Origin of the sequence: Actinoplanes sp. NPDC049598 (genome assembly GCF_040675435.1) — a bacterium.
Classification (GTDB): Bacteria; Actinomycetota; Actinomycetes; order Mycobacteriales; family Micromonosporaceae; genus Actinoplanes.
The window spans coordinates 45,473-66,914 of record NZ_JBFAOX010000041.1; the positions used below are offsets into that span (position 1 = coordinate 45,473).

Annotated in this window: 16 protein-coding genes; 5 read left to right on the top strand and 11 right to left on the bottom strand. The window is 71.8% G+C overall.

Going from position 1 to position 21,442, the window contains the following annotated elements:
• Positions 1-62: 62 nt before the first annotated feature.
• Positions 63-1,460, bottom strand: coding sequence for a class II fumarate hydratase (locus AB0J66_RS46860; protein ID WP_364675159.1), 1,398 nt, complete (start codon positions 1,458-1,460; stop codon positions 63-65).
• Entirely contained in the window at positions 1,457-4,429 is a 2,973-nt protein-coding gene (locus tag AB0J66_RS46865) for a BTAD domain-containing putative transcriptional regulator (RefSeq protein ID WP_364675161.1), read from the bottom strand. Before AB0J66_RS46865 ends, AB0J66_RS46860 begins: the two co-directional genes overlap by 4 nt.
• A 306-nt stretch (positions 4,430-4,735) precedes the next feature.
• Here AB0J66_RS46865 and AB0J66_RS46870 point away from each other — a divergent pair, with 306 nt between their 5' ends.
• Positions 4,736-5,248 (top strand): hypothetical protein, encoded by a 513-nt coding sequence (locus tag AB0J66_RS46870; protein WP_364675164.1) that lies wholly within the window; start codon positions 4,736-4,738, stop codon positions 5,246-5,248.
• A gap of 848 nt (positions 5,249-6,096) precedes the next feature.
• Here AB0J66_RS46870 and AB0J66_RS46875 read toward each other — a convergent pair.
• A complete protein-coding gene (locus AB0J66_RS46875) occupies positions 6,097-7,566 on the bottom strand; it encodes an ROK family protein (protein WP_364675166.1) in 1,470 nt (489 codons plus the stop codon).
• A 54-nt stretch (positions 7,567-7,620) separates the two neighbouring features.
• Between AB0J66_RS46875 and AB0J66_RS46880 the strand changes: the two genes are divergently transcribed.
• A complete protein-coding gene (locus AB0J66_RS46880; protein ID WP_364675221.1) occupies positions 7,621-8,832 on the top strand; it encodes an MFS transporter in 1,212 nt (403 codons plus the stop codon).
• 178 nt (positions 8,833-9,010) lie between these two features.
• Here AB0J66_RS46880 and hisC read toward each other — a convergent pair whose 3' ends face one another.
• The 3 genes from hisC to hppD form a co-directional block, all read right to left on the bottom strand.
• Positions 9,011-10,093: a histidinol-phosphate transaminase gene (gene hisC, locus AB0J66_RS46885; RefSeq protein WP_364675169.1), complete on the bottom strand. Its 1,083-nt coding sequence runs from the start codon at positions 10,091-10,093 to the stop codon at positions 9,011-9,013.
• Between the two features lie 11 nt (positions 10,094-10,104).
• Positions 10,105-11,217, bottom strand: a complete 1,113-nt coding sequence (locus AB0J66_RS46890) for an RDD family protein (protein WP_364675172.1) — start codon at positions 11,215-11,217, stop codon at positions 10,105-10,107.
• Between the two features lie 140 nt (positions 11,218-11,357).
• The gene (gene hppD / locus AB0J66_RS46895) at positions 11,358-12,512 is read right to left on the bottom strand and encodes a 4-hydroxyphenylpyruvate dioxygenase (RefSeq protein ID WP_364675175.1); all 1,155 of its coding nucleotides are present in this window, start codon (positions 12,510-12,512) and stop codon (positions 11,358-11,360) included.
• 207 nt (positions 12,513-12,719) lie between these two features.
• On the opposite strand from hppD, the gene AB0J66_RS46900 reads away from it, so the two are divergent.
• Positions 12,720-14,024 (top strand): hypothetical protein, encoded by a 1,305-nt coding sequence (locus AB0J66_RS46900; protein ID WP_364675178.1) that lies wholly within the window; start codon positions 12,720-12,722, stop codon positions 14,022-14,024.
• 70 nt (positions 14,025-14,094) lie between these two features.
• The gene (locus tag AB0J66_RS46905; protein ID WP_364675181.1) at positions 14,095-15,753 is read left to right on the top strand and encodes a fumarate hydratase; all 1,659 of its coding nucleotides are present in this window, start codon (positions 14,095-14,097) and stop codon (positions 15,751-15,753) included.
• A 45-nt stretch (positions 15,754-15,798) separates the two neighbouring features.
• Here the strand turns inward: AB0J66_RS46905 and AB0J66_RS46910 are convergent, their stop codons facing one another.
• From AB0J66_RS46910 to AB0J66_RS46925, 4 genes are all read right to left on the bottom strand, one after another.
• Positions 15,799-16,980: an acyltransferase gene (locus tag AB0J66_RS46910; protein ID WP_364675185.1), complete on the bottom strand. Its 1,182-nt coding sequence runs from the start codon at positions 16,978-16,980 to the stop codon at positions 15,799-15,801.
• Between the two features lie 84 nt (positions 16,981-17,064).
• Positions 17,065-18,162, bottom strand: a complete 1,098-nt coding sequence (locus tag AB0J66_RS46915; protein ID WP_364675188.1) for a PQQ-binding-like beta-propeller repeat protein — start codon at positions 18,160-18,162, stop codon at positions 17,065-17,067.
• 14 nt (positions 18,163-18,176) lie between these two features.
• Positions 18,177-18,635: an SRPBCC family protein gene (locus tag AB0J66_RS46920; RefSeq protein WP_364675190.1), complete on the bottom strand. Its 459-nt coding sequence runs from the start codon at positions 18,633-18,635 to the stop codon at positions 18,177-18,179.
• Positions 18,636-18,692: 57 nt separating this feature from the next.
• On the bottom strand, positions 18,693-19,538 hold the full coding sequence (locus AB0J66_RS46925; protein WP_364675193.1) for a hypothetical protein: 846 nt from the start codon (positions 19,536-19,538) through the stop codon (positions 18,693-18,695).
• Positions 19,539-19,631: 93 nt separating this feature from the next.
• On the opposite strand from AB0J66_RS46925, the gene AB0J66_RS46930 reads away from it, so the two are divergent.
• A complete protein-coding gene (locus tag AB0J66_RS46930; RefSeq protein ID WP_364675195.1) occupies positions 19,632-20,795 on the top strand; it encodes a homogentisate 1,2-dioxygenase in 1,164 nt (387 codons plus the stop codon).
• Here the strand turns inward: AB0J66_RS46930 and AB0J66_RS46935 are convergent.
• Positions 20,789-21,433 (bottom strand): hypothetical protein, encoded by a 645-nt coding sequence (locus tag AB0J66_RS46935; protein WP_364675198.1) that lies wholly within the window; start codon positions 21,431-21,433, stop codon positions 20,789-20,791. The genes AB0J66_RS46930 and AB0J66_RS46935 overlap by 7 nt on opposite strands.
• Between the last annotated feature and the right edge of the window lie 9 nt (positions 21,434-21,442).

A 21,442-nucleotide genomic window follows, 5' to 3' on the forward strand; every position in this document is an offset into this window, starting at 1 on the left:
CCGATTCCCGCCCCGCCCGAGGGACCGGACGGGGCGGTTATCCACAGGTTGTCCACAACGCGCTACGGGCGGGTCATCCGCAGGACGTCGAGGGCGGTGTCCAGCTGCTCCTCGGTCAGTTTGCCGGACTTGAGGTGGCCGCGCTCGATCACGACGTCGCGGATCGACTGGTTCGTGGCCAGCGCCTGCTTGGCGATCGCGGCGGCCTCGTCGTATCCCAGGAAACGGTTGAGCGGGGTGACGATCGAGGGCGATCCCTCGGCGTAGGCCAGCGCGACGTCGGTGTTGGGGAGAAGGCCGTCGATGCAGCGGTCGGCCAGCAGACGGGACGCGTTGGCCAGCAGGCGGATGGACTCGAGGATGTTGCGGGCCATCACCGGCAGCATCACGTTGAGCTCGAAGTCGCCCTGGGTGCCGGCGAAGGCGACGGTCGCGTCGTTGCCGATCACCTGCGCGGCGACCTGGCGTACGGCCTCGGGCACCACGGGGTTGACCTTGCCCGGCATGATCGACGAGCCCGGCTGCAGGTCGGGCAGGCGCAGCTCGCGCAGGCCGGCCCGCGGGCCCGAGCCCATCCAGCGGATGTCGTTGACGATCTTGTAGAGCCCGACGGCGATCGTCCGGAGCTGGCCCGACGCCTCGACCAGGCCGTCGCGGGCGCCCTGGGCCTCGAAGTGGTCGCGCGCCTCGCTCAGCGGCAGGCCGGTGATCTCGCGCAGGCGGTCGATCACCTTGGGCGCGAAGCCGGGCGGGGTGTTCACCCCCGTACCGACCGCTGTGCCTCCGAGCGGAAGCTCGGCCAGACGCGGCAGCGTCGACCGCAACCGTTCGATGCCGTTGGCCACCTGCTGGGCGTAGCCGGAGAATTCCTGGCCCAGGGTGACCGGCGTGGCGTCCATGAGGTGGGTGCGGCCGCTCTTGACCACGTCGTCCCAGTCCTCGGCCTTGGCCCGCAAGGCCGTGTGCAGGTGCTCCAGGGCCGGGATCAGGGTCGCGGTCACGGCCTCGGTGGCGGCCAGGTGGATCGAGGACGGGAAGACGTCGTTGCTCGACTGCGACGCGTTGACGTGGTCGTTCGGGTGCACCGCGCGGCCCAGCTCGCGCGACGCGAGGGTGGCGATGACCTCGTTGGCGTTCATGTTGGACGAGGTGCCCGACCCGGTCTGGAAGACGTCGATCGGGAACTGGTCGTCGTAGCCGCCCTCGGCCACGTGGGCCGCGGCCGTCGCGATGGCCTTGGCCAGATCCTCCTCGAGCACGCCCAGCGCCGCGTTGACCTGCGCCGCCGCACCCTTGATCTGGGCCAGTGCCTTGATGTGGGCCGGCTCCAGCCCGCGGCCGGAGATGGGGAAGTTCTCCACCGCCCGCTGCGTCTGCGCCCGCCACAGGGCGTCGGCCGGCACCCGGACCTCGCCCATCGTGTCCTTCTCGACCCGGTAACCGCTCTCGTCAGTAGTCACGCCCTTATCGTCTCTCCCACAGCGCCGGTGCGCAGATGATCCTCGCCACCGAGTCGCGCGATCAGCTTCTCGACGGCGGGCAGCTCGGCCGCTTTGAGGACGGCCAGCTCGGCGCGGGCCAGGCCGAGCAGCCGCCGGGCCTCGACCGGGTCCTCGCCGGCCAGGCACTCGCCCAAGGCGGCCTGGGCCACGGCGATCCGGTAGGGCATCCGGGCCTGCCGGGCCAGCCGCAGCGATCGTTCGACCATGGCCCGGGCGCCCGCGCCGTCGCCGGCCCGCCGCAACGTCGCGCCCAGGCCGAGGCAGAACCGGGACTCCTGCTCCTTGTTGCGCACCTGCTCGGCCGTCTCGACGGCCAGCCGGTGCACGGCGACCGCCTCGTCGAGCCGCCCGTCGGCGGCCAGCAGCAGGGCCAGCTGGTCCCGCGCGTCGGCCTCGCCGTGCAGATAGCCAGCCCGCTGGATCAGCCGCAGGGCCGCCCGGACCTGGCGGATGGCCGCAGCCGTGCTCACGTCACCGAGCTGATGCTTGACCACGGCGATGTAGACCAGGCTGGCCCCGATCCGGGTGGGATCGTCGTTCTCGATCTGCGCCAGCAGGCGCAACCGGTAGCACCGCAGCGCCTCCCGGTACCGGCCGAGTCGCCGGTAGTTGTTGGCCAGCGTGTTGATCTCGTCGCGGCCGTGCCGGGCCGCGGTCAGCCGGCGTACCTCCCGGGCCAGCTCGATGCTCTTCTCCCATCGCCCGATCTCGTGGTAGACCACGGCCAGGTTCGACATGGCCTGGGCCAAAGCATCGCGGTCACCTCCCTTCCGGCGCAGGGCGATGGACCGCTCCAGCAGCGGGATCGCGTCGTCGTTGCGGGAGCGGCGGCAGTGCACCGAGGCCAGATAATTCAGCATGGTGGCGGTGGCGGCATGGTCGTCGCCGTCCTCGAGCATCACGCGGGCCTGCTCGTGCAGGCTGAAGACGTCGTCCAGGTAGGCGCCCATATAAAGGTGACGCCAGGCGGCGCGCGGCAACCGCCAGGCGTAACCGGCCAGCTCCGGGACGGCGGCCGCGGCCGCCACGTACCTCCCGAGCTGGGGTCGCTCCCGGTCGAGACGGGCGCCCGGATCGGTCAGCGCCGCCAGCAGATCCGGCCGCAGCGGCGTGAGCAGGCCGATGTCCCTTTCCACCCCTTGGCGGTACGCCCGGAGGTTGGTCGCCGTGGCCGCGTGCAACTGCTGGTCGAGCAGCCCGCGTAAAGCCTCGACCCGGTCGGCGGCCGGGAGTTCGGCCGCCAGCGCCGCCGCGAACTCGCGCAGCAGATCGTGCATCCGGGAGACACCCGGCTCGGGCTCGTCGATCAGGTGGACGTCGACCAGATCGTCGAGCACGTCCTGGACGGCGGGCCGGGCGAGCCCGGTCAGCGCGGCCGCGGTGAGCGCGTCGAACTCGGTGCCCGGACAGAGCCCCAGGAGGCGGAAGACTGCTTTGACCCCGTACGGCAGCTGGCTGTAAGAAACCGCGAAAGCGCTGGCCACCGACCGATCCTCGGCCGCCAGCTCGGGCAGAGCCGACTCGCACAGCCGGCGCACCAGATCCGCCACCCGCCAGCGCGGGCGGTGCGCCAGCCGGGCCCCGGCGATCCGCAGGGCCAGCGGCAGACCACCGCAGCGCCGGGCCACCTCGGCCGCCGCCGCCGGCTCCGCGCCGACCCGGTCCCCGACGATCCGCGCCAGCAGGGCCACCGCCTCGGCGTGCGGAAGCACCTCCAGCGACTCCGGGTGCACGCCGTCCAGGCCGACCAGCCGCCGCCGGCTGGTGACCAGGGCCAGGCTGCCCGGCGTGGCCGGCAGCAGCTCGGCCAGCTGGGCGCTGGCGGCGGCGTTGTCGAAGAGCACCAGCACCCGGCGTTTGGCCACCTCGGTGCGCCACAGGCCGATCCGGTCGACCAGCTCGGGCGGGATCCGCCCGGCGTCCACCCCGAGCTGGCGCAGCAGCACGAGCAGCGCCTCGGCCGGCTCGAGCGGCCGCTCGGCGCTGTGCCCGCGCAGGTCGACGAAGAGATGCGCGTCGGGATAGCGGTCGCCGAGCAGGGCCGCCACATGCAGGGCGAGCGTCGTCTTGCCGCTGCCGGCCATGCCGTCGACGACCGCGACGACCGGCCGGTCACCCGCCTCGCCCTCGATCGCGGCCACCAGCCGGCTCACCGTGGCGGCCCGGCCGGTGAAGTCGCCGACCGTACGCGGCAGCCACCGGACCGCCTTCGCCGTGCCCGGCCGATCGCCCGCCAGGATCGACTTGTGCAGCTGCTGCAGCTCGGCGCCGGGCTCGAGCCCGAGATCATCGCGCAGCACCTGCCGGGCCCGCCGGAACTCGGCCAGGGCGTCGGCCGGCCGGCCCGCCCGGTACAGCGCCGTCATGAGCTGCCCGCGCAGCCCTTCCCGCAGCGGGTAGCGCTCGACCAGCGCGGTCAGCACACCGACCATCTCCCGGTCGTGACCGGCGGCCAGCTCCAGCTCGGCCCACTCCTCGGTGACGGCCGCCCGTCGTTCGTCCAGCACCAGACCCGCGCTGCGGACGGCCTCACTCTCGGCCCCGGCCAGCGCCGGGCCACGCCAAAGATCAAGGGCTTGGCGGTACGCCGCCGCGTCGCCGGCCGCCCGGGCCGCGCTCACCAGACGGTCGAAAACGGCGAGATCCAGCTCGTCCGGCCCGAGCTCGACGCGGTAACCGGCCGGATCGGTCCGGATGGTGCCGGCCGGCAGCATCCGGCGCAGGCGGGAGACGCAGGTCTGCAACTGGCCGCGGGCCGTGGCCGGCGGATCGGCGCCCCACACGGCGTCGGCCAGCGCCCCGGCGCTCACCACCCGACCAGGGTGAAGCAGCAGCATGGCCAGCACGATGCGATCACGGCCAGCCGTGATGGTGACGTCCTGCCCGTCCACGGTGACGGTCAGTGGCCCGAGAATGCGGTACCGCATTGCCCGTCCCCCCGCCCTCCTCCTCGAGGCACCGAGCCTAACCGGGCTGTCGAGAGCGGGACGACAGCGAAACAAGAGCGCCTACCGGCAGTCTGAGGTTCGCCGCCGTACCGGGGATGTAACGCATCGCCCCAGCCCGGTACGGCGGCGTGCAGTGCCCCGACGGGGGACCGCACAGCCCGCCCGCGACGGCGGCCGCGGGCGGGCTGTAGGTATCTCGGTGATCACCGACGGTTGGACGATGCGCCGAGCGGAACGTAACGTCGGCGGGGCCCACCGACCCCCGGACGAGAAGGATCACCCCTCATGCGACGCGCCCTCCTGGCCGTGATCGCCGCCGGCACCCTGCTGACCGGCGCCGCCTGCGACGCGAACAGCCCCGATGAGGGAGAGGCGGCCGCACCCGCGCCGAGCGCCTCCCCCAGCGCCTCGCCCGAGCCGGACTACTCGGCCAACACCGAGCTGGTCTGCGGCAACCTGCAGAAGCTGTACTCGGTCGAGCTCAAGGACTTCGGCGCCGCGATGGGCAAAATGATCACCTACAAGGAGGCGAAGCAGCCCGCCGAGGCCAAGAGGGCCGAGGACGCCGCCACCGCCAAACTGAAGGCCGTCGCCGCGAAAATCCGCACCGACACCGCCACCGCGGAAGACCCCGAGTTCATGGCCGCCGGCCAGACCTCGGCGGCCAAGGTCGACGCCAGCGCCGTCGACCGCAAATACATCACCAAAATCAAGTCCCTGAAGGACCTGAACGCCACCATCGAACCGCAGTTCACCGAGTGGCTGAGCCCCGTCGCCGGCTACTGCGGCCCCAGCTGACCCCACCGAAGCCGCCACCGGCCACCGCGGCCTCCCCAGCGGGACAGCCCGTCAGCCGCCACCCGGCCGGACCAGCCGTCGGCTGCGACCCAGCCGAATCCGCAGTCGGCTGCGACCCAGCCGGACCAGCCGTCGGCCGCCAGCCAGCCGGACCAGCCGTCGGCCGCCACCTAGCCGGACCGGTCGTCGGCGGCGACCCAAGCCCACGCCAGCCGCGCCCAGGCGAAGCCCACGCCGGCCGCCCGGGCGCGGCTGGCCGTCGCTGCGGCGGCCCTCCTCCGCCTAGGCCTATTCGTCCAAGCTCGGGCTCGTCACGCCCTTCGGCGATGGCCCCGCGCCCGGACAAATCGGGCCGGCTCCGAGTTATCCACAGGCAGCAAATTACTTCGGCGCGACCGGACCGAGCCATGCCAGGCTTCCTGCCATGAAGCATCCTTCCTTCCTCGAAGCCGCTCCCCCCGCTCGCGACGATCAAGCACCTCCCGCCCAGGCCACAGCACCTCATTCGGCCGTGCCGACCCGAGTCAGCCGCGCCCACCCGACCCAGCGCCCGCCCGGCTCAGCCCACCCGCCTGATTCAGCACCCAGCTGACTCTCCCGCGCCGATTGCCTCAGCGGTGCCGGTTACCTCAGCGGTGCCGGTTGCCTCAGCCGGGCCGACAGCCTCAGCCGGGCCGGTTGCCTCAGCCGGGCCGACAGCCTCAGCTGTGCCGATTGCCTCGGCCGGGCCGACAGCCTTAGCTGTGCCGATTGCCCCGGCCGTGCTGATTGCCCCAGCGGTGCCGGTTGGTTCCGCCTTGCCTCTACCGGGTGAGACGGGTGATGGCGTTCTGAGCGAGGCGGCTCCGTCAGGCGAGGTGCGGGATGAGGCTGGCCCAGGCTTCCTCGGCCGCGCCGGCGATCGGCCCGTCCGATCCCAGCGCCGCCGGCCGGATCGGCGGCGGGTCGTCCCGCCGGATGGCCATCAGCCCAGCCCGATAGGAGGTCTGGATCTCCTCTTCCGCCGCGGCCAGCAGATCAGGCCCCACCCCGCCGAGGGTCACCAGGTCAGCGTCAAGCGCGTTGACCAGCCCCGCTATGCCCCTTCCCAGCGCCGCAGCAACCACCCGCACGGCATCGCGTTCAGCCCGAACTTCCCCGACCCGGGCCTCCTGCTCGACCGGTTCGGGGCGGGTGGCGGAGGCGATGATGCGGCGGGCGTAGGTCACCGGGTCGCGCGGGGGTGGGTGGCCCAGGTGGCGGGCCAGGGCGGTGCCGTCGACGGCGGTGCCCCAGCAGCCCTGGGCGCCGCAGGGGCAGGTGATCGCCGGGTCGCCGAAGGGCATGTGGCCGAACTCGCCCGAGGCACCCTGCGCGCCGATCATCAGGTGGCCGTGGTCGACGACGGCGCCGCCGAGGCCGCCCTCGATGCGCAGGTGCAGAGCGACCTGCGCGCCGGCGGCCGCACCCCGGGCCGACTCGGCCGCGGCGGCCAGGCTGGCGTCGTTGCCGGCTACGAAGACAAGCGGGGTTCGGCCGGCTGAGTGTGGGGCGCTCGTGACGCCGCCATCGGTGGCATGGGGGGCGCCGGAGACGCGGGTGCCGATCGTGCGGGACGAGCCGGGCGCCTGAGGAGCGCCGGATGAGCGCGCACCGATCGCGCTCGAGGAGCCGGGTGCTTGAGGAGCGCCCGATGTGCGCGCACCGATCGCACTCGAGGAGCCGGGCGCTTCAGGAGCGCCCGATGTGCGCGCGCGGACGCCACCGGACAGCCCGGGCGTCGAAGGGGTGAGGGGGCCGGCGGCGGCGCGGCGGGATGTGGAGGAGGCGAGGGCGTCGATCAGCGCGGGGCGGAGGGCGGTGAGGTCGACGTCGTGCCAGCCGAGGTTGGCGGCGTCGAGGTGGAGGGTGCGGGAGACGGTGCCGGGGACGGAGACGCCCATGGCCCGGACGCGGGAGGGGTAGGCCTTTTGCAGTTCGGTGATGGCGGCGTTGATGGCGGCGGCCACGGCGGGCCAGGACGGGTCTTCGTGGTGGGCCGAGCGGGAGGTCAGGGTGGTGCCGCCGAGTTCGACGACGTCGATGCGCCAGGACTCGTGGGTGATCTCGGCGGCCAGGACCAAAGGACCTTCGGGGTGGGGCACCAGGACGGTGGTGGGGCGGCCGCGGGCGCCGCTGGGGGCGGCGGGGGCCTCGGCCAGCAGGTGGGCCTGGGCCAGGCGGGCGACGAGCTCGGTGGTGGCGCCGGTGCCGATGCCGAGCAGGCGGGCGGCGGCGGCCCGGGTGACGCCGGGCGTGGTGTGGGCGACCCGGAGCAGCTCGGCTGAGCGCGTCGTCACAGCAAAGGATCCCTTCTTTTGCTCGTTTCCAGAGTTTATTCTGCGGCGGTGAGTATGAATCGTCCGGCGCTGGCCGTCATCGGGGCTTCCGCCTTCTTCTACGTGACCGCGGAGACGCTGCCGGTCGGGTTGTTACCGCAGATCGCCGACGGGCTCTCGGTCAGCGAGGCCGACGTCGGTCTGCTGCTGACCAGCTACGCCGTGGTGGCCGCGCTGAGCACGATTCCGCTGACGGCGCTCACCATGCGGGTGCCCCGGCACACGGTGATCGCGGTGACCGTGGCGATCTTCGTGGTGTCGCAGGCGGCGGCCGCGTTCGCGCCGACCTTTCTGGTGCTGACGCTGTCGCGGCTGATCTGCGCGCTCGCGCACGGCGTCTTCTGGTCGGTGAACGGTCCGGTCGTCGCGCGTCTGGCGCCGCCGGGGCAGGCCGGGCGGGCCACGGCGCTGGTCTTCGTCGGCAACTCGCTGGCCATCGTGCTCGGCGTGCCACTCGGTACGGCGCTCGGCCAGTGGCTCGGCTGGCGGGTGGCGACCGGCGCGATGGCCGTCGGTGGCGCGGTCTGCGTACTGCTGCTCCTGCGGGTGTTGCCGAAGCTGCAGCCCCTGCCGCATGACCTGAACGTGCGGCCCCGGGCGCAGCTGCGGGCGGCCGTGTCGATCATCCGGGACCGCAGGGTCGCCATGCTCTGCCTGATCACCGCGGTGGTCGTGATCGGGCACTTCGCGGCGTACACGTACATCGCGCCGCTCGTGCGGCGAGACGCCGGCCTCGAGGGTGTCGCCCTCAGCGCGCTGCTGCTGGGCTACGGCGCGGTCGGGCTGCTCGCGAACTTCCTGCTGGGCCGGCACTCGGACCGGCGGCCGGGTCAGATCGTGGCCGGGCTGCTGATCGTGCTGGCCGTCTCGGCGGGGCTGCTCGCCCCGGTGCTCGGGGTGGTGCCGACCGTGCTCGCGGCGCTGCTGTGGGGCGGCGCGTTCACCACGCTGCCGGTCTTCCTGGCCAGCGCGCCGCTGCGGGTTGCGCCCCGGGCCCGCGACGCCGCCTCCGCCGTCTACGTGGTCGCGTTCCAGATCGGCATCGGCGGCGGCGCCTTCCTCGGCGAACGCCTGGTCCGGGCCGGCCACCTGGGCGTGCTGCCCCTGGTCACCTCGGCCCTGGCCGTCGTCGCCGTCCTGCTGGTGGCCACCCTTGGCCGTGAGGTCTTCCCCGCCCGCCTGAGCGAAGAAGACCACCACCGCGTCGAGGCCCAACTCGCCGCCTGACCGGCGGACCAACGCAGCCGCGGCCACCTCCCCGACACAGCCGACCGCGGGCGGGGCGGCGTCAGGGTGGGGAGCGGCGCCACAGTGAGGCGCGGCGCCGAGATGGAGAGCGGCGCCGCGGTGAGGCGCGGCGCCGCGGTGGGGAGCGGCCATGGCTGGGGGCACGCCGCCGGGCGGGTCAGGCTTCGAGGGCGGCTTCGGCGGCGGCCAGGAAGAGGTCGTTCTCCTCGGGGGTGCCGATGGTGACGCGGACGCCGTCGGGCTGGAAGGGGCGGACGATGACGCCGCGGCTCTCGCAAGCCTGGCCGAAGGCGGCCGAGCGGTCACCCAGCGGCAACCACACGAAGTTGGCCTGGCTGGCCGGCACGTCGACGGAGAGCTTGCGCAGCGCCTCGGTCACCCGCTCACGCTCGGCGACGACGAGCGCGCACCGGCGGCGTACCTCCGCCTCCTGATCGAGCGCGGCGAGCGCCGCCACCTGAGCCACCAGGCTGGTGGAGAAGGGCGTCAGGACCTTGCGGATGGCCGTGGCCACCTCGGGCTGCGCGACCAGGTAGCCCATGCGCAGGCCGGCCAGGCCCCACGCCTTGGACATCGTGCGCAGCACGACGATGTTGTGGCGGTCGCCGTACGTGTCGACGCCGTCCGGCACCTGCGGGTCGGTGACCAGTTCGCGGTACGCCTCGTCGAGCACCACCAGCACGTCCGAGGGCACGGCGGCCAGGAAACGGTCGAGCTCCGCCTTCGGCACCGCGCTGCCGGTCGGGTTGTTCGGGTTGCAGACGAAGACGAGCCGGGTCCGGTCGGTGATCGCCTCGGCCATCGCGGGCAGGTCGTGGGCGTGCCCTGGGGTGTTGGGCACGCGGACGCTGGTCGCGCCGACACCGGCCGAGATGATCGGGTACGCCTCGAAGGACCGCCAGGCGTAGACGATCTCGTCGCCGGGCAGGCAGGTCGCCTTGACCAGGATCTCGGCCAGGGCCACCGAGCCGCAGCCGGTCACGATCCGGTCGGCGGCCACGCCCAGGCGCTCGGCCAGCTTGTCGCGCAGCGCCACCACACCCATGTCGGGGTAGCGGTGCACGTTCAGCATCGCCTCGGTCACCGCCTCGGGCACGCCGGGCAGGGGGCCGTACGGAACCTCGTTGCTGGCCAGCTTGACCGCCTCGGCGATGCCGAGCTCCCGGGTCAGATCGGCGAGATTACGACCGGGCACGTACGCGGGCAGGCCGTCGAGGTCAGCGCGAGTGAGGCGGGTCATCGTCCCTCAAATCAGTTGGTAGGGGCGCCGTTGGAGCCGCCCGTGGTGGCGTCGACCGGTTGGCGGTCGTGGGGTGGCAGGGCGATCACGACCGTACGGGCCGTCTTGTCGTGGAACGCCTGCCGCAGCTGCTGGTCGAAGACCGGCGAGATGCAGTCGATCAGCTGGAGCACGAAGCCGATGCCGGCGCAGCCCCAGGCCGGTGTCCAGAGGCCGAGCCGCGCCCAGCGGCCGAACGCGCGGCCGAAGCCGAGCGGCTCGGTGTTCTCGACCGCCACGACCTTGATGCGCATGACCTTCTTGCCGAGGGTCTGCCCGCTGCCGGCGATGGCGGGCGCCTCGTAGGCCAGCCACAGCAGGGTCGCCACGATCAGCATGGCCCAGAGCAGGCCGTCCATCCGGCCCGAGGCCTGCACGTCGAAGGCGCTGCCGCCGTTGGCCATCTCGTCGAGGGTGGCGCGGTACATCGGCACGAACTCTTTCGCCCACTGGTAGGCGAACCAGCCGTTGACCACCACGTTGAGCAGCAGCACGGCCAGGATGTCGAGCAGCCGGGCGACCAGCCGCGGGCCGAGCCCGGCCAGCGCGTAGCCGTGCGGGCGGGCCTGTACGGGGTACATCGAGGCGCGCATGCCGGGTGGCATCCGCTCCCACCCGGGCGGTGGCTGCCACCCCGGCGGCGGCTGCCAACCGGGGGGCGGCGGACCGGGTTGCTGAGGCCACCCTTGCGGCGGCACCTGCTGCCATCCGGGCGGCGGAGGCTGCTGCCCGCCCGGAGGCTGCTGCCATCCGGGCTGCTGACCCGCGGGCGGCCAGCCCGGCTGCTGACCCGCGGCCGGCTGCTGCCAACCAGGCTGCGAACCGGGGGGCGGGCCGGCCTGGGGCTGCTGCCAACCGGGCGGCGGGCCCACTGGGGGCGGGCCCGCTGCGGTCGGCGATCCAGGCGGCGGCACGGAAGTCGGAGCAGCTGCGGCCGGCGGGGGCTCCTCCTCGACCGGCGGCGGGCCGTCGGGCGGCGTCGCGTCGGCCGGGATGGCCTTGCCGAGCCAGCCTTCACCGTCCCAGTAGCGCTGGGTGTCGGGGTCGGCCGGGTCCTTGTACCAACCGGCGGGCAGCGAACTCATGGAAGAACCTTAGCGACCTGGGCCTGGGCGGTTTCTGAGTGCGGCGACCAGGTAATGAGGATTATTCACGACGGTGGCAAGGAAGCGGTCGACCTGCGGCTGAGTGGGGCTCGAGGTCGGTCGTGAATAACCCTCAAGTGTTACAGATTGCCGCGTCGCTCCTGCTCCCGCTCGATGGCTTCGAAGAGGGCCTTGAAGTTGCCCTTGCCGAAGCCGAGGGAGCCGTGCCGTTCGATCAGCTCGAAGAAGACGGTCGGCCGGTCCTGCACCGGGGCCGTGAAGATCTGCAGCAGATAGCCGTCCTCGTCCCGGTCGACCAGGATGCCGCGCTTCTTCAGCTCTTCGATCGGCGCCCGCACCTCACCGATCCGGGCCCGCAGTTCGGGGTCGTCGTAGTACGAGTCGGGGGTGTTCAGGAACTCGACACCGGCCTGCCGCATGGCGTCGACCGAGGCGATGATGTCGTTGGTGGCCACCGCGACGTGCTGGGCGCCCGGCCCGCCGTAGAACTCGAGGTATTCGTCGATCTGCGACTTGCGCTGGGAGACGGCCGGCTCGTTGAGCGGGAACTTGACCTTGCGGGTGCCGTCCGCGACGACCTTGGACATCAGCGCCGAGTAATCGGTGGCGATGTCGTCGCCGATGAACTCGGCCATGTTGGTGAAGCCCATGACCCGGCGGTAGAACTCCACCCACTCGTCCATCCGGCCCAGCTCGACGTTGCCGACCACGTGGTCGACGGCCTGGAAGTACCGCTTGGGCTGCAGACCGGCGTCGATCGCGGGCTGCCGGTCGACGATCGGCTGGCGGGCCACGAAGCCGGGCAGGAACGGGCCGTCGTATCCGGAGCGGTCGATCAGCGAGTGCACGGTGTCGCCGTAGGTGGCGATCACCGCGATCCGGACCGTGCCGTGCTCGTCCTTGATGTCGTACGGCTCGGTGACGCCGCGGGCCCCGGCCCGGGTGGCGTGCCGGTAGGCGGCGTCGACGTCGGGCACCTCGAGCGCGATGTCGCGGATGCCGTCGCCGTGCTTGGTGATGTGGTCGGCGCCGGGCGCGCCGGCGTGCACGGCGCCGGTCAGCACGAACCGGGCCGAGCCGCTGACCAGGACGTACTCGGCATGATCCCGGTAGCCCTGCTCGGGGCCGCGGTAGGCGACGAGCTTCATGCCGAAGGCAGTGGCGTAATAGTGGGCGGCCTGCTTGGCGTTGCCCACGAGGAACTGAAGATGATCGACGCCCTTGACCGGAAAGACGTCGGCGGTGCGGGTCCCGTGTTCCATCGTCTGCGTCATTGGCTGAGGTTGTCGCAGGTCACAGCGTTGGGCAACATGCGCTTCGGCGGTTGCGCAGTCTGCGCGATCGACTCGCCGTAACGGCGCCCTCACAGTGCAACTTGCACAGTTGCCCCTCGGCCATAGGTGATCTTCCCGACATACCCGATCGACACGGGCGCATCGAGATCCGTCGTCCGGGTGATTGACCTGGCTAGCGTGTCGCGCATGGCGTCCGGTGGCAGCCCGTGGAAGGGCTATGCGCTGGTCGCCATCGTGATCGTCGTCGTGCTGGCCACGACCGGGGTGTGGAACCCGTGGCCGAAGGTGTGGTCCTGGGTCAACACCAGTGAGCCGATCGCCGGCGACGCCGCCCAGTGGCAGCAGCGGATCGGCGGCAGCCCGCAGAGCGTCGCGATCGTCGGCGACGCGGTGGTCGTCGAGTACCGGACGTCCGTCGAGGCGTACGGCCTGACCGCCGGTGTGAAGCTGTGGGACAGCGACGCCGACTGGGCCTCGGTCGCCGGGGACGGCGACGACGCGGTGGTCGCCACCGGCCGGCTGCTCACCAAGGGCTACCAGGTGCTCGATCCGCACAGCGGGTCGGTGCTGCGGGCCGACACCGTGGCCACCGCCGTGTGGACGTACCGCAATGGTCTTCTCGATCTGCACTGCGCGAAGGGCGGCGACTGCCGGCTGACCGCGTGGGCCCCGCGCGGCAATAAGCCACTGTGGACCGTCGACACGGGTGGCATCGGTTTCGTGCTCAACGCGGCCAACCCCGATCTGCCCGACACCCGGCAGCTCACGGCCGATCGGGTGGACGACGACGTGGCGCGGCCGCGGCTGATGCCGAGCCTGATCGGGCTGCCCGACGACGGGCAGGTGCGGGTGGTGGACACGGCCACCGGGAAGGTCACCCAGACCGTGCGGCCCGATCAAAACCAGCGGGTGGCCATTGCGGGCGGTCGGGTTCTGACCGTCAGCGGTACGCCCGGTGACGGCACCTGCTACTACGGAGTGGTCGCAACCGACCCGCCGTCGCCGTCGCCCGTGTGGACCCGGGACGGGCTCAATCTGCGTACGGCCGACAACGGCTCGAACTGCAAGCAGGAGCGTGACCCGGCCGGCGGCGAGGACGTGCTGCTGGGTGTCGACCCGGTCGGGCGCGAGGAGCTGCTCGCCGCGCACGACGGCCGGGTGCTGTGGCACGGCGCCAAGAACGAGAACGTGCTGGCGGTCAACGACAACCACGCGGTGATCCGTAACGCCGGCAAGAACACGTTCCGTGGCTACGCGTTCCGGGGCAATCACACTGTGTGGGAGCGGCAGGTGGGTGCGAACGCGTCGGCTGCCCTTACCCCGTACGCCGCGGTGGTGGCCAGTCGGAAACCGGACCGAATCGTGGCGATCGCCCCCGCCACCGGGCGACTGCTGGCCGACGTGCGTACCGGCGCCCAGGTCTTCGCGGTCGGACCAGGGGGAATGATCGCCGTCTCGGGGCGCGACATGGCGTACGTCCCCTGGGCTTGACCCAACTGGTATGTGGGCAAGGGCGGAGCGGTTCGCATGAGGCGCCGCGGCTTGTCTAGGCTTGCCGCTCATGAGCAGAGGCGCCGCATTCACGTACTCGCCGCTGTTGCCCATCGGCGACGACATGACCGAGTACCGATTGGTCACGGACGAGGGTGTGGATGTCGTCGCCGGTCCGGGCGGCCGGCAGTTCCTCACGGTCGAGCCGTTCGCGATCACCCAGCTCACCGCGGAGGCGATGCACGACATCGCCCACTACCTGCGCCCGGCCCACCTGTCGCAGCTCCGCTCGATCATCGACGACCCGCGGGCCTCGGCCAACGACCGGTTCGTCGCCCTCGACCTGCTGCGCAACGCGAACATCGCGGCCGGCGGCGTGCTGCCGATGTGCCAGGACACGGGCACGGCGATCGTGATGGGCAAGCGCGGGCGCCACGTGCTCACCGACGGCACCGACGAGGAAGCCATCGCGCAGGGCGTCTACCAGGCGTACACCCGGCTCAATCTCCGTTACTCGCAGCTGGCCCCGCTGACCATGTGGGACGAGCGCAACACGGGCTCGAACCTTCCGGCCCAGATCGAGCTGTACGCGGAGGACCCGGGCGGCCAGCCCGACGCGTACAAGTTCCTCTTCATGGCCAAGGGCGGCGGCTCGGCCAACAAGTCGTACCTCTACCAGGAGACCAAGGCGCTGCTGAACCCGGCGCGGATGATGGAGTTCCTGGACGAGAAACTGCGCCTGATCGGCACGTCGGCCTGCCCGCCGTACCACCTGGCCGTGGTCATCGGCGGCACCAGCGCCGAGCACGCGCTCAAGACGGCCAAGCTGGCCAGCGCCAAGTACCTCGACAACCTGCCCCGGCACGGCACGATGGCCGGGCACGGCTTCCGCGACGTCGAGCTGGAGGCCGCGGTCCTCGAGCTGACCCGGGACTTCGGCATCGGCGCCCAGTTCGGCGGCCGCTACTTCTGCCACGACGTCCGCGTGATCCGCCTGCCCCGGCACGGCGCGTCGTGCCCGGTGGCGATCGCCGTCTCCTGCTCGGCCGACCGCCAGGCCCAGGCGAAGATCACGCCGTCCGGCGTCTGGCTCGAGCGCCTCGAGACCGACCCGGCCCGCTTCCTGCCCGACGTCGACGTCAGCAACGAGCCGGTGGTCAAGGTCGACCTCAACCGCCCGATGAGCGAGATCCGCGCCGAGTTGTCCAAGTACCCGGTCAAGACCCGCCTGTCGCTGAGCGGCCCGCTGGTCGTGGCCCGCGACATCGCCCACGCCAAGATCGCCGAACGCCTCGACGCGGGCGAGCCCATGCCGCAGTACCTGCGCGACCACGCGGTCTACTACGCCGGCCCGGCCAAGACCCCCGAGGGGTACGCGTCCGGTTCGTTCGGCCCGACCACGGCCGGCCGGATGGACTCGTACGTCGAGAAGTTCCAGGCCGCCGGCGGCTCCCTGGTCATGCTGGCCAAGGGCAACCGCTCGGGCCAGGTGACCCGCGCCTGCCAGTCCTACGGCGGCTTCTACCTGGGCTCGATCGGCGGCCCGGCCGCCCGCCTGGCCCAGGACTGCATCCGCCACGTCGAGGTCCTCGAATACCCCGAGCTCGGCATGGAGGCCGTCTGGCGCATCGAGGTCGAGGACTTCCCGGCCTTCATCGTCGTCGACGACAAGGGCAACGACTTCTTCGCCGAGGTCACCAAGCCCGTCCTGTCCATCGGCCGCCGCTGAAGCGTCGATCTCACGAAGGTCGGGCCGTCTCCATCCGCGAAGCGATCAGGACGGCTCTCGGACGGGATCCCTTCGCTGCTGATTGAACGGCTGGCCGGCGGAGGACCAAGCTGGGGCGTGGGGCACAAGCGGGAGTTCCTGGGTGGCATCGGGCTCGGGGCGGCGCGGAGGCGGCGGCTGTGGGGTCAGGTGCTTGCGCAAGTAGGCGGTCAGGGGGCGCTCGATCCAGCGGTGCACCACCCACGCGAAGGCCAGCATGACGGCGACCGTCCAGGCCAGGACGAGCCAGTTCGCGGTGGCGCCGCGGGTGGCTCGGATGATCAGCCAGCCGATGTTCTCGTGGAGCAGGTAGAACGGGTAGGTCAGCAGGCCGGCGGTGGTCAGGCCGCGCCAGCTGATCCGGGACGTCCAGCCCAGGGCGACGACCAGCATGATGGCGAAGAACGCCGTGACCAGCAGGATGGCGACGCCGTCGGAGAGGGGCGCCTTGATGTTGTCCTTCTCGGTCTGGGCGACGCGGGCCAGGACGTTGTGCTGGGCCATCAGGTACGACGCCAGCACCAGACCCCACCTCTTCAGGTCGGGGCCGAAGCGGTGGATCAGGTAGAACGCGATGCCGGCCACGAACAGCGGCGCGTACTCCGGCTGGAGCACGATGATCAGCAGGCGTTCCTTGCTCGTGTAGGCGATCGCGGAGGCCAGCAGCCATCCGTAGCCGAACCACATGACGCGTTCGAGCGTGAGCCCGCGCCACAGCAGCACGGCGAAGAGCAGGTAGAACCGCGCCTCGGCCCACAGCGTCCAGTAGACGCCTTCGACCCCGTGCACCCCGAGCGGCCACTGCATCATCGTCAGGTTGACCAGAATGTCGGTGATCGGCGGCGCGGTGGCGATGACCGGCCACAGGTGCACGATTGCCGACGTGATCAGCACGGCCGCCCAGTAGGCGGGAAAGAGCCGCAGGAACCGGGAGCGGATGAACGAGTTGGTGTCCCGCCCCCAGGCGCTCATACAGATCACGAAGCCGCTGATGATGAAGAACAGCTCGACGCCGAGCCAGCCGTACTTGGCGACGTCGTGGATGCGGGACACGGCGACCGCGGGTGAGGTGTCCCAGGCTCCGGTCACGTCGGTGCGCCCGGCGAAGTGATAGAAGGCCACCATCACGGCGGCCAAGAGCCGAATACCGTCCAGAACCACGATTCGGCTGGTGCGCTGCTGTCCCATATGCCTCTTTCAACGCGGGCGGCGCGTCGAGGTTAGCGGTTCATCGGCGTCCGTGTGGCCGGGCAAAAAGGACGAAGGCCGATCTCAGACAGCGGCGATTATCACAGTGTCGACCGTGAAGTAATGACCTGGTTTCTCCGGGTCGACCGGGCCGTCGCCGTCGAGGCGCTCGATGGCGACCCAGCCCTCGGTGACCTGCCAGAGTCCCGGTTTCCAGGTGAGCTTCTCGGTGCCGACCGCGAGCGGGAAGTACGCCTTGGTGGCCCCGGTGACGGCGTCGACGACCTTGAGGTGGCGGTCCGCAGTCAGCAGCACGAGCCGGCCTCTCGCGGCGCCCAGCACCTGTGCGCCGTCCGGCTGCGGCGGGATCGCGCGGCCGTCGGCGACGGTGCTGCCCTGGCGGTCGAGCACCACCGAGCGCTGCGGCCGCGCCCCGGTGACCAGCCAGCCCCGACCGGCCGAGTCCCGCAGCCCGCCGCATGAGGAAGAGGCCACCCCACAACCCAGGGGCGTGTACGGACCGGCCGGCCACCCGCTCACCGCCTGGCCCGAGGCCAGTGAGAACGCTTGCTCCGTGCACACGAACTGGCCGCCGGCCGTGGTGAAGGCGTCGTCGCACGAGATCGGCGCGGACCAGCGCCGCGCGCCCGAGGCCGCGTCGTACGCGTTGACCCGGCCCGAGCCGCTGACCAGGACCGCTCCGGCCCCGGTGAAGAAGTGGGCCGGCGCCCAGACGGTGGCGGCGCCGGTCCGGTGCCCGTCGAAGGCGGGGGCCTCGATGCCGGTGCCGGCCCGCCAGATGATCTTGCCGGTGCGGGCCGACAAGGCGATCAGCGAACCGTCGGCCCAGCGGCTGACCACCGTGCCGTCCACCGCCACGACGCCGGAGAGCCCGGACGGCCAGCGCCGCAGCGACCAGATCGCGGTCATCACGCTCTTGGCGTCGACCGGAGAGTCGGCCCGCACCTGGCGCGGCGACCCGTACACCCGGACGGCGTCGCCGACGATCAGCGGGGCCTGGTTGGTCCGGCCGGTGACCTGGGGTGATCGGGTCACGGCGACCGGATAGGGGGCCGTCGCGGCGGACGCCACCTCGGCCGGCTCGAGCACGCGCCAGCCGATCACCACGGCGGCGACGGCTACGACGAGCGCCACCAGCGTACGGATCAGCACTCGGAGCACCAGCAGAGGTTATGTCAGGCCGCCGCGGCCAGATCGTCCAGGTCGCGGCGGAGGGCGCCCTCCGCGGTCTCGGCGGCCAGACCGCCGAAGATCAGGGCGAGGATCCGGCCGGCCGGGGCGGTCGGGCTGCCGTCCTGCACGACCGTCACCATGGTCCCGCCGCGGTGCCGGCCGGAGACGACCGGCTGGAAGGAGTACGTCATCCGGTAGTCGGCCCCGATGCCGGGCGACGTGACCACGAAGCGGTCGGGCACCACGCACTCGAGCACCCGGAACTCCTCGGTCACCTCGCCCCCGTCGACCATCTGCCGGGTCTCGCGCCACACCGTGCCCGCGCCGAACTCGCCGTGGCTGCGCACCTCGACCCGGGTCACGGCGGAGAGCCACTCCCGGCGCCGGCTCAGGTCGGTGAAGACCTGCCAGACCACCGCCACCGGCGCGTCGATCGGACGGGTCACCACGACCGTCGACATAGCGTCACCTCCCACGTAGTCAGACAGTAACTATCCGACCACGAACGTGCTGTCCGGTTACGCGTACCCGCCGTTGATCAGGCCGAGCCGGACCAGCTCGGTGAGCGGCTCGACCACGTTGGCCACCCCGAAGCCGGCGAAGAGCGGCCGGGGCCCGTCGCGCTGGGCCCGGCACGCCTCGACCAGCGGCACCGGGTGGGTCGCGGCCAGCACCTCGGCCACCTCGGCCACCTCGGCCCCGCGGTCGGCGGTGATCGAGGCGGTGAGCACGTTGAGGAAGCCGTGGTGGGTGAAGCCGGTCTCGGGGTCGGTGTGCCGGATCGCGTGCCGCAGCCCGGCCGCCAGCCGGAACGGCAGCCGCCGGTCGCGGCAGGCGCAGAGCACCGCGGCCAGTTCGACCGGGGTCGGGAAGAGCTCGGCGGCGAGGCCGCCGACCCGGAATTTCGGCGCCATCCGCAGACCGGACGCGCGGGCCTCGGCCACCGCGTCCAGGGCGGCCAGCAGACCCCAGCTGAGCGGGATCTCCGCGTACACCTCGAGGGACCGGTCCTCGCCGGCCAGGGCGCGCAGGTTGGCCAGGCCGGGCTGCGGATCCTCGCCGCGGCGGGCCACCGCGGCCTCGAGGTGCAGAACCACGGCGCCGGCCGCGCGCAGCTTGTCCACGGCGATGGGCACGGCGCTGACGGCGACGTCGCCGACCAGGGCGACCGGGAGCTTTCCGGCGCTCAGGTCGGCACCGATCAGCGAGGCGGGGACGAGCAACGCCCCGAGCAGACCGGCGAACCAGCCGTCGCGGTGTTCGGCGTGCTTGGCGACAGCGTCGGTCACGTTGACCGGGCTCGGCGGCATCAGGGACGCGTCGTCCACCAGCCCGGCGAAGAGCGGAGGCACCAGCGTTGACACGAATCCGAACCTAATAGACGCTTCGAGAAGCGGACAACCACGTCCGCTATGTCGGTTTTGCCAACCAGGCGAGATCAAGGGTGGGAGGCGACGTTGCCGTACTACCGAACCGTCGGCGAGGTGCCGCACAAAAGGCACACCCAGTTCCGGCGTCCCGACGGCGGGCTCTACGCCGAAGAGCTGATGGGCCAGGAGGGTTTCTCCTCCGACTCGTCGCTGCTCTATCACCGGCACCCGCCCACCGCAATCGTCTCGGCCGAGACGTACGAACCACCGGCGAGCACGCGTACGCCGAATCTGCCCCTGAAACCGCGCCATCTGCGAACCCACAAACTCGACGCCGGTCCGGCCGACGCGATTCTGGGCCGCCGCCCGCTCATGGCCAACGACGACGTCCGCGTCGGCTACGTGGTGGCCGACCGTCCGTCGCCGCTCTACCGCGACGCGATCGGCGACGAGTGCCTCTACGTCGAGGAAGGCCGGGCGCTGGTCGAGACCAGCTTCGGCGCGCTCGAGGTGGGCACCGGCGACTACGTGATCATTCCGACCTCGGTCGTGCACCGGATCGTGCCCCAGGACGGCCCCGTCCGGCTGCTCACGATCGAGGCGACCGGCCACATCGGACCGCCGAAGCGCTACCTCTCGGTGCGCGGCCAGTTCCTCGAGCACGCCCCTTACTGCGAGCGGGATGTCCGCGGGCCCGGCGAGCCGCTGCTGGCCGAGGGCGCCGATGTCGAGGTGTACGTGAAGCACCGCGCCGGCTGGACGAGACACGTGTACGCGCAGCACCCGTTCGACGTGGTCGGCTGGGACGGCTGCCTCTACCCGTGGGCGTTCTCGATCCACGACTTCGAGCCGATCACCGGGCGCGTGCACCAGCCGCCACCGGTGCACCAGACCTTCGAGGGGCCGAACTTCGTGGTCTGCTCGTTCGTGCCCCGCAAGGTCGACTACCACCCGCTGGCCATCCCGGTGCCGTACAACCATCACAACGTCGACTCGGACGAGATGATGTTCTACACCGGTGGCAACTACGAGGCCCGCCGCGGCTCCGGCATCGAGCAGGGCTCGATCTCGCTGCACCCCTCGGGCTTCACCCACGGGCCGCAGCCGGGGGCGGTCGAGCGGGCGCTCGGGGCCGAGGCGTTCGACGAGCTCGCCGTCATGATCGACACGTTCCGCCCGCTCGACCTGTGCGACGCGGGGCTGGCGGTGGAGGACACGGCGTACGCCTGGACCTGGAACCGCCCTCAGTGAAGGACCGACACCTCAACCGTCAGGGAAGCCGGTAGCGGCGTCTCGTCCGGAAAGGACGGAACGCGGATCGCGATGACGTCCTCGCCGCGGTGCAGACAGTACCCCTTGCCCGCGGTGAGCTCGACGTAGTCGGAGCCGTAGGTCACGCCGTTGCTCTCGTCGCACGCGGCCGGGTCGGTGAACGGGTCACCCGTCGCCGGCCCGATCGTGGCCCGCTTCTCCAGCGGCTCGGCGCTCCAGACCCGTTTGTCGGCGCCCGTGCAGTTCTGCACCTTGTCGTCCTTGCCGGGCGTCGAGCAGAGCAGCGAGACGTCGCCGGTGTAGGCGTTCGGCCCGGGCCGTGGCGGCGAGAGCCACAGCGCACCCTGCGGATATTTGTCGCCGGAGCCCATCGGCACGCTGACCGACAGCACCGCCGTGCCGAACGCCTGCCGCGGAGTCACGGACGGCGCGGCGGCCGGCTCACCCCCAGAGGTCTGGCTCCGGTAGAGGGTCACCGCGAACGTGCCGGCGGCCAGCACCGCCACCACGAGGGCGGTGGTCAACCGGCCGCGGGTGAGCCGCTCACTGCGTACCACCACGACGGTGACCGCCACGAGCAGCAGGACCGCCACCCCGGCGATGACGAGATCGACCATGCCGACAAA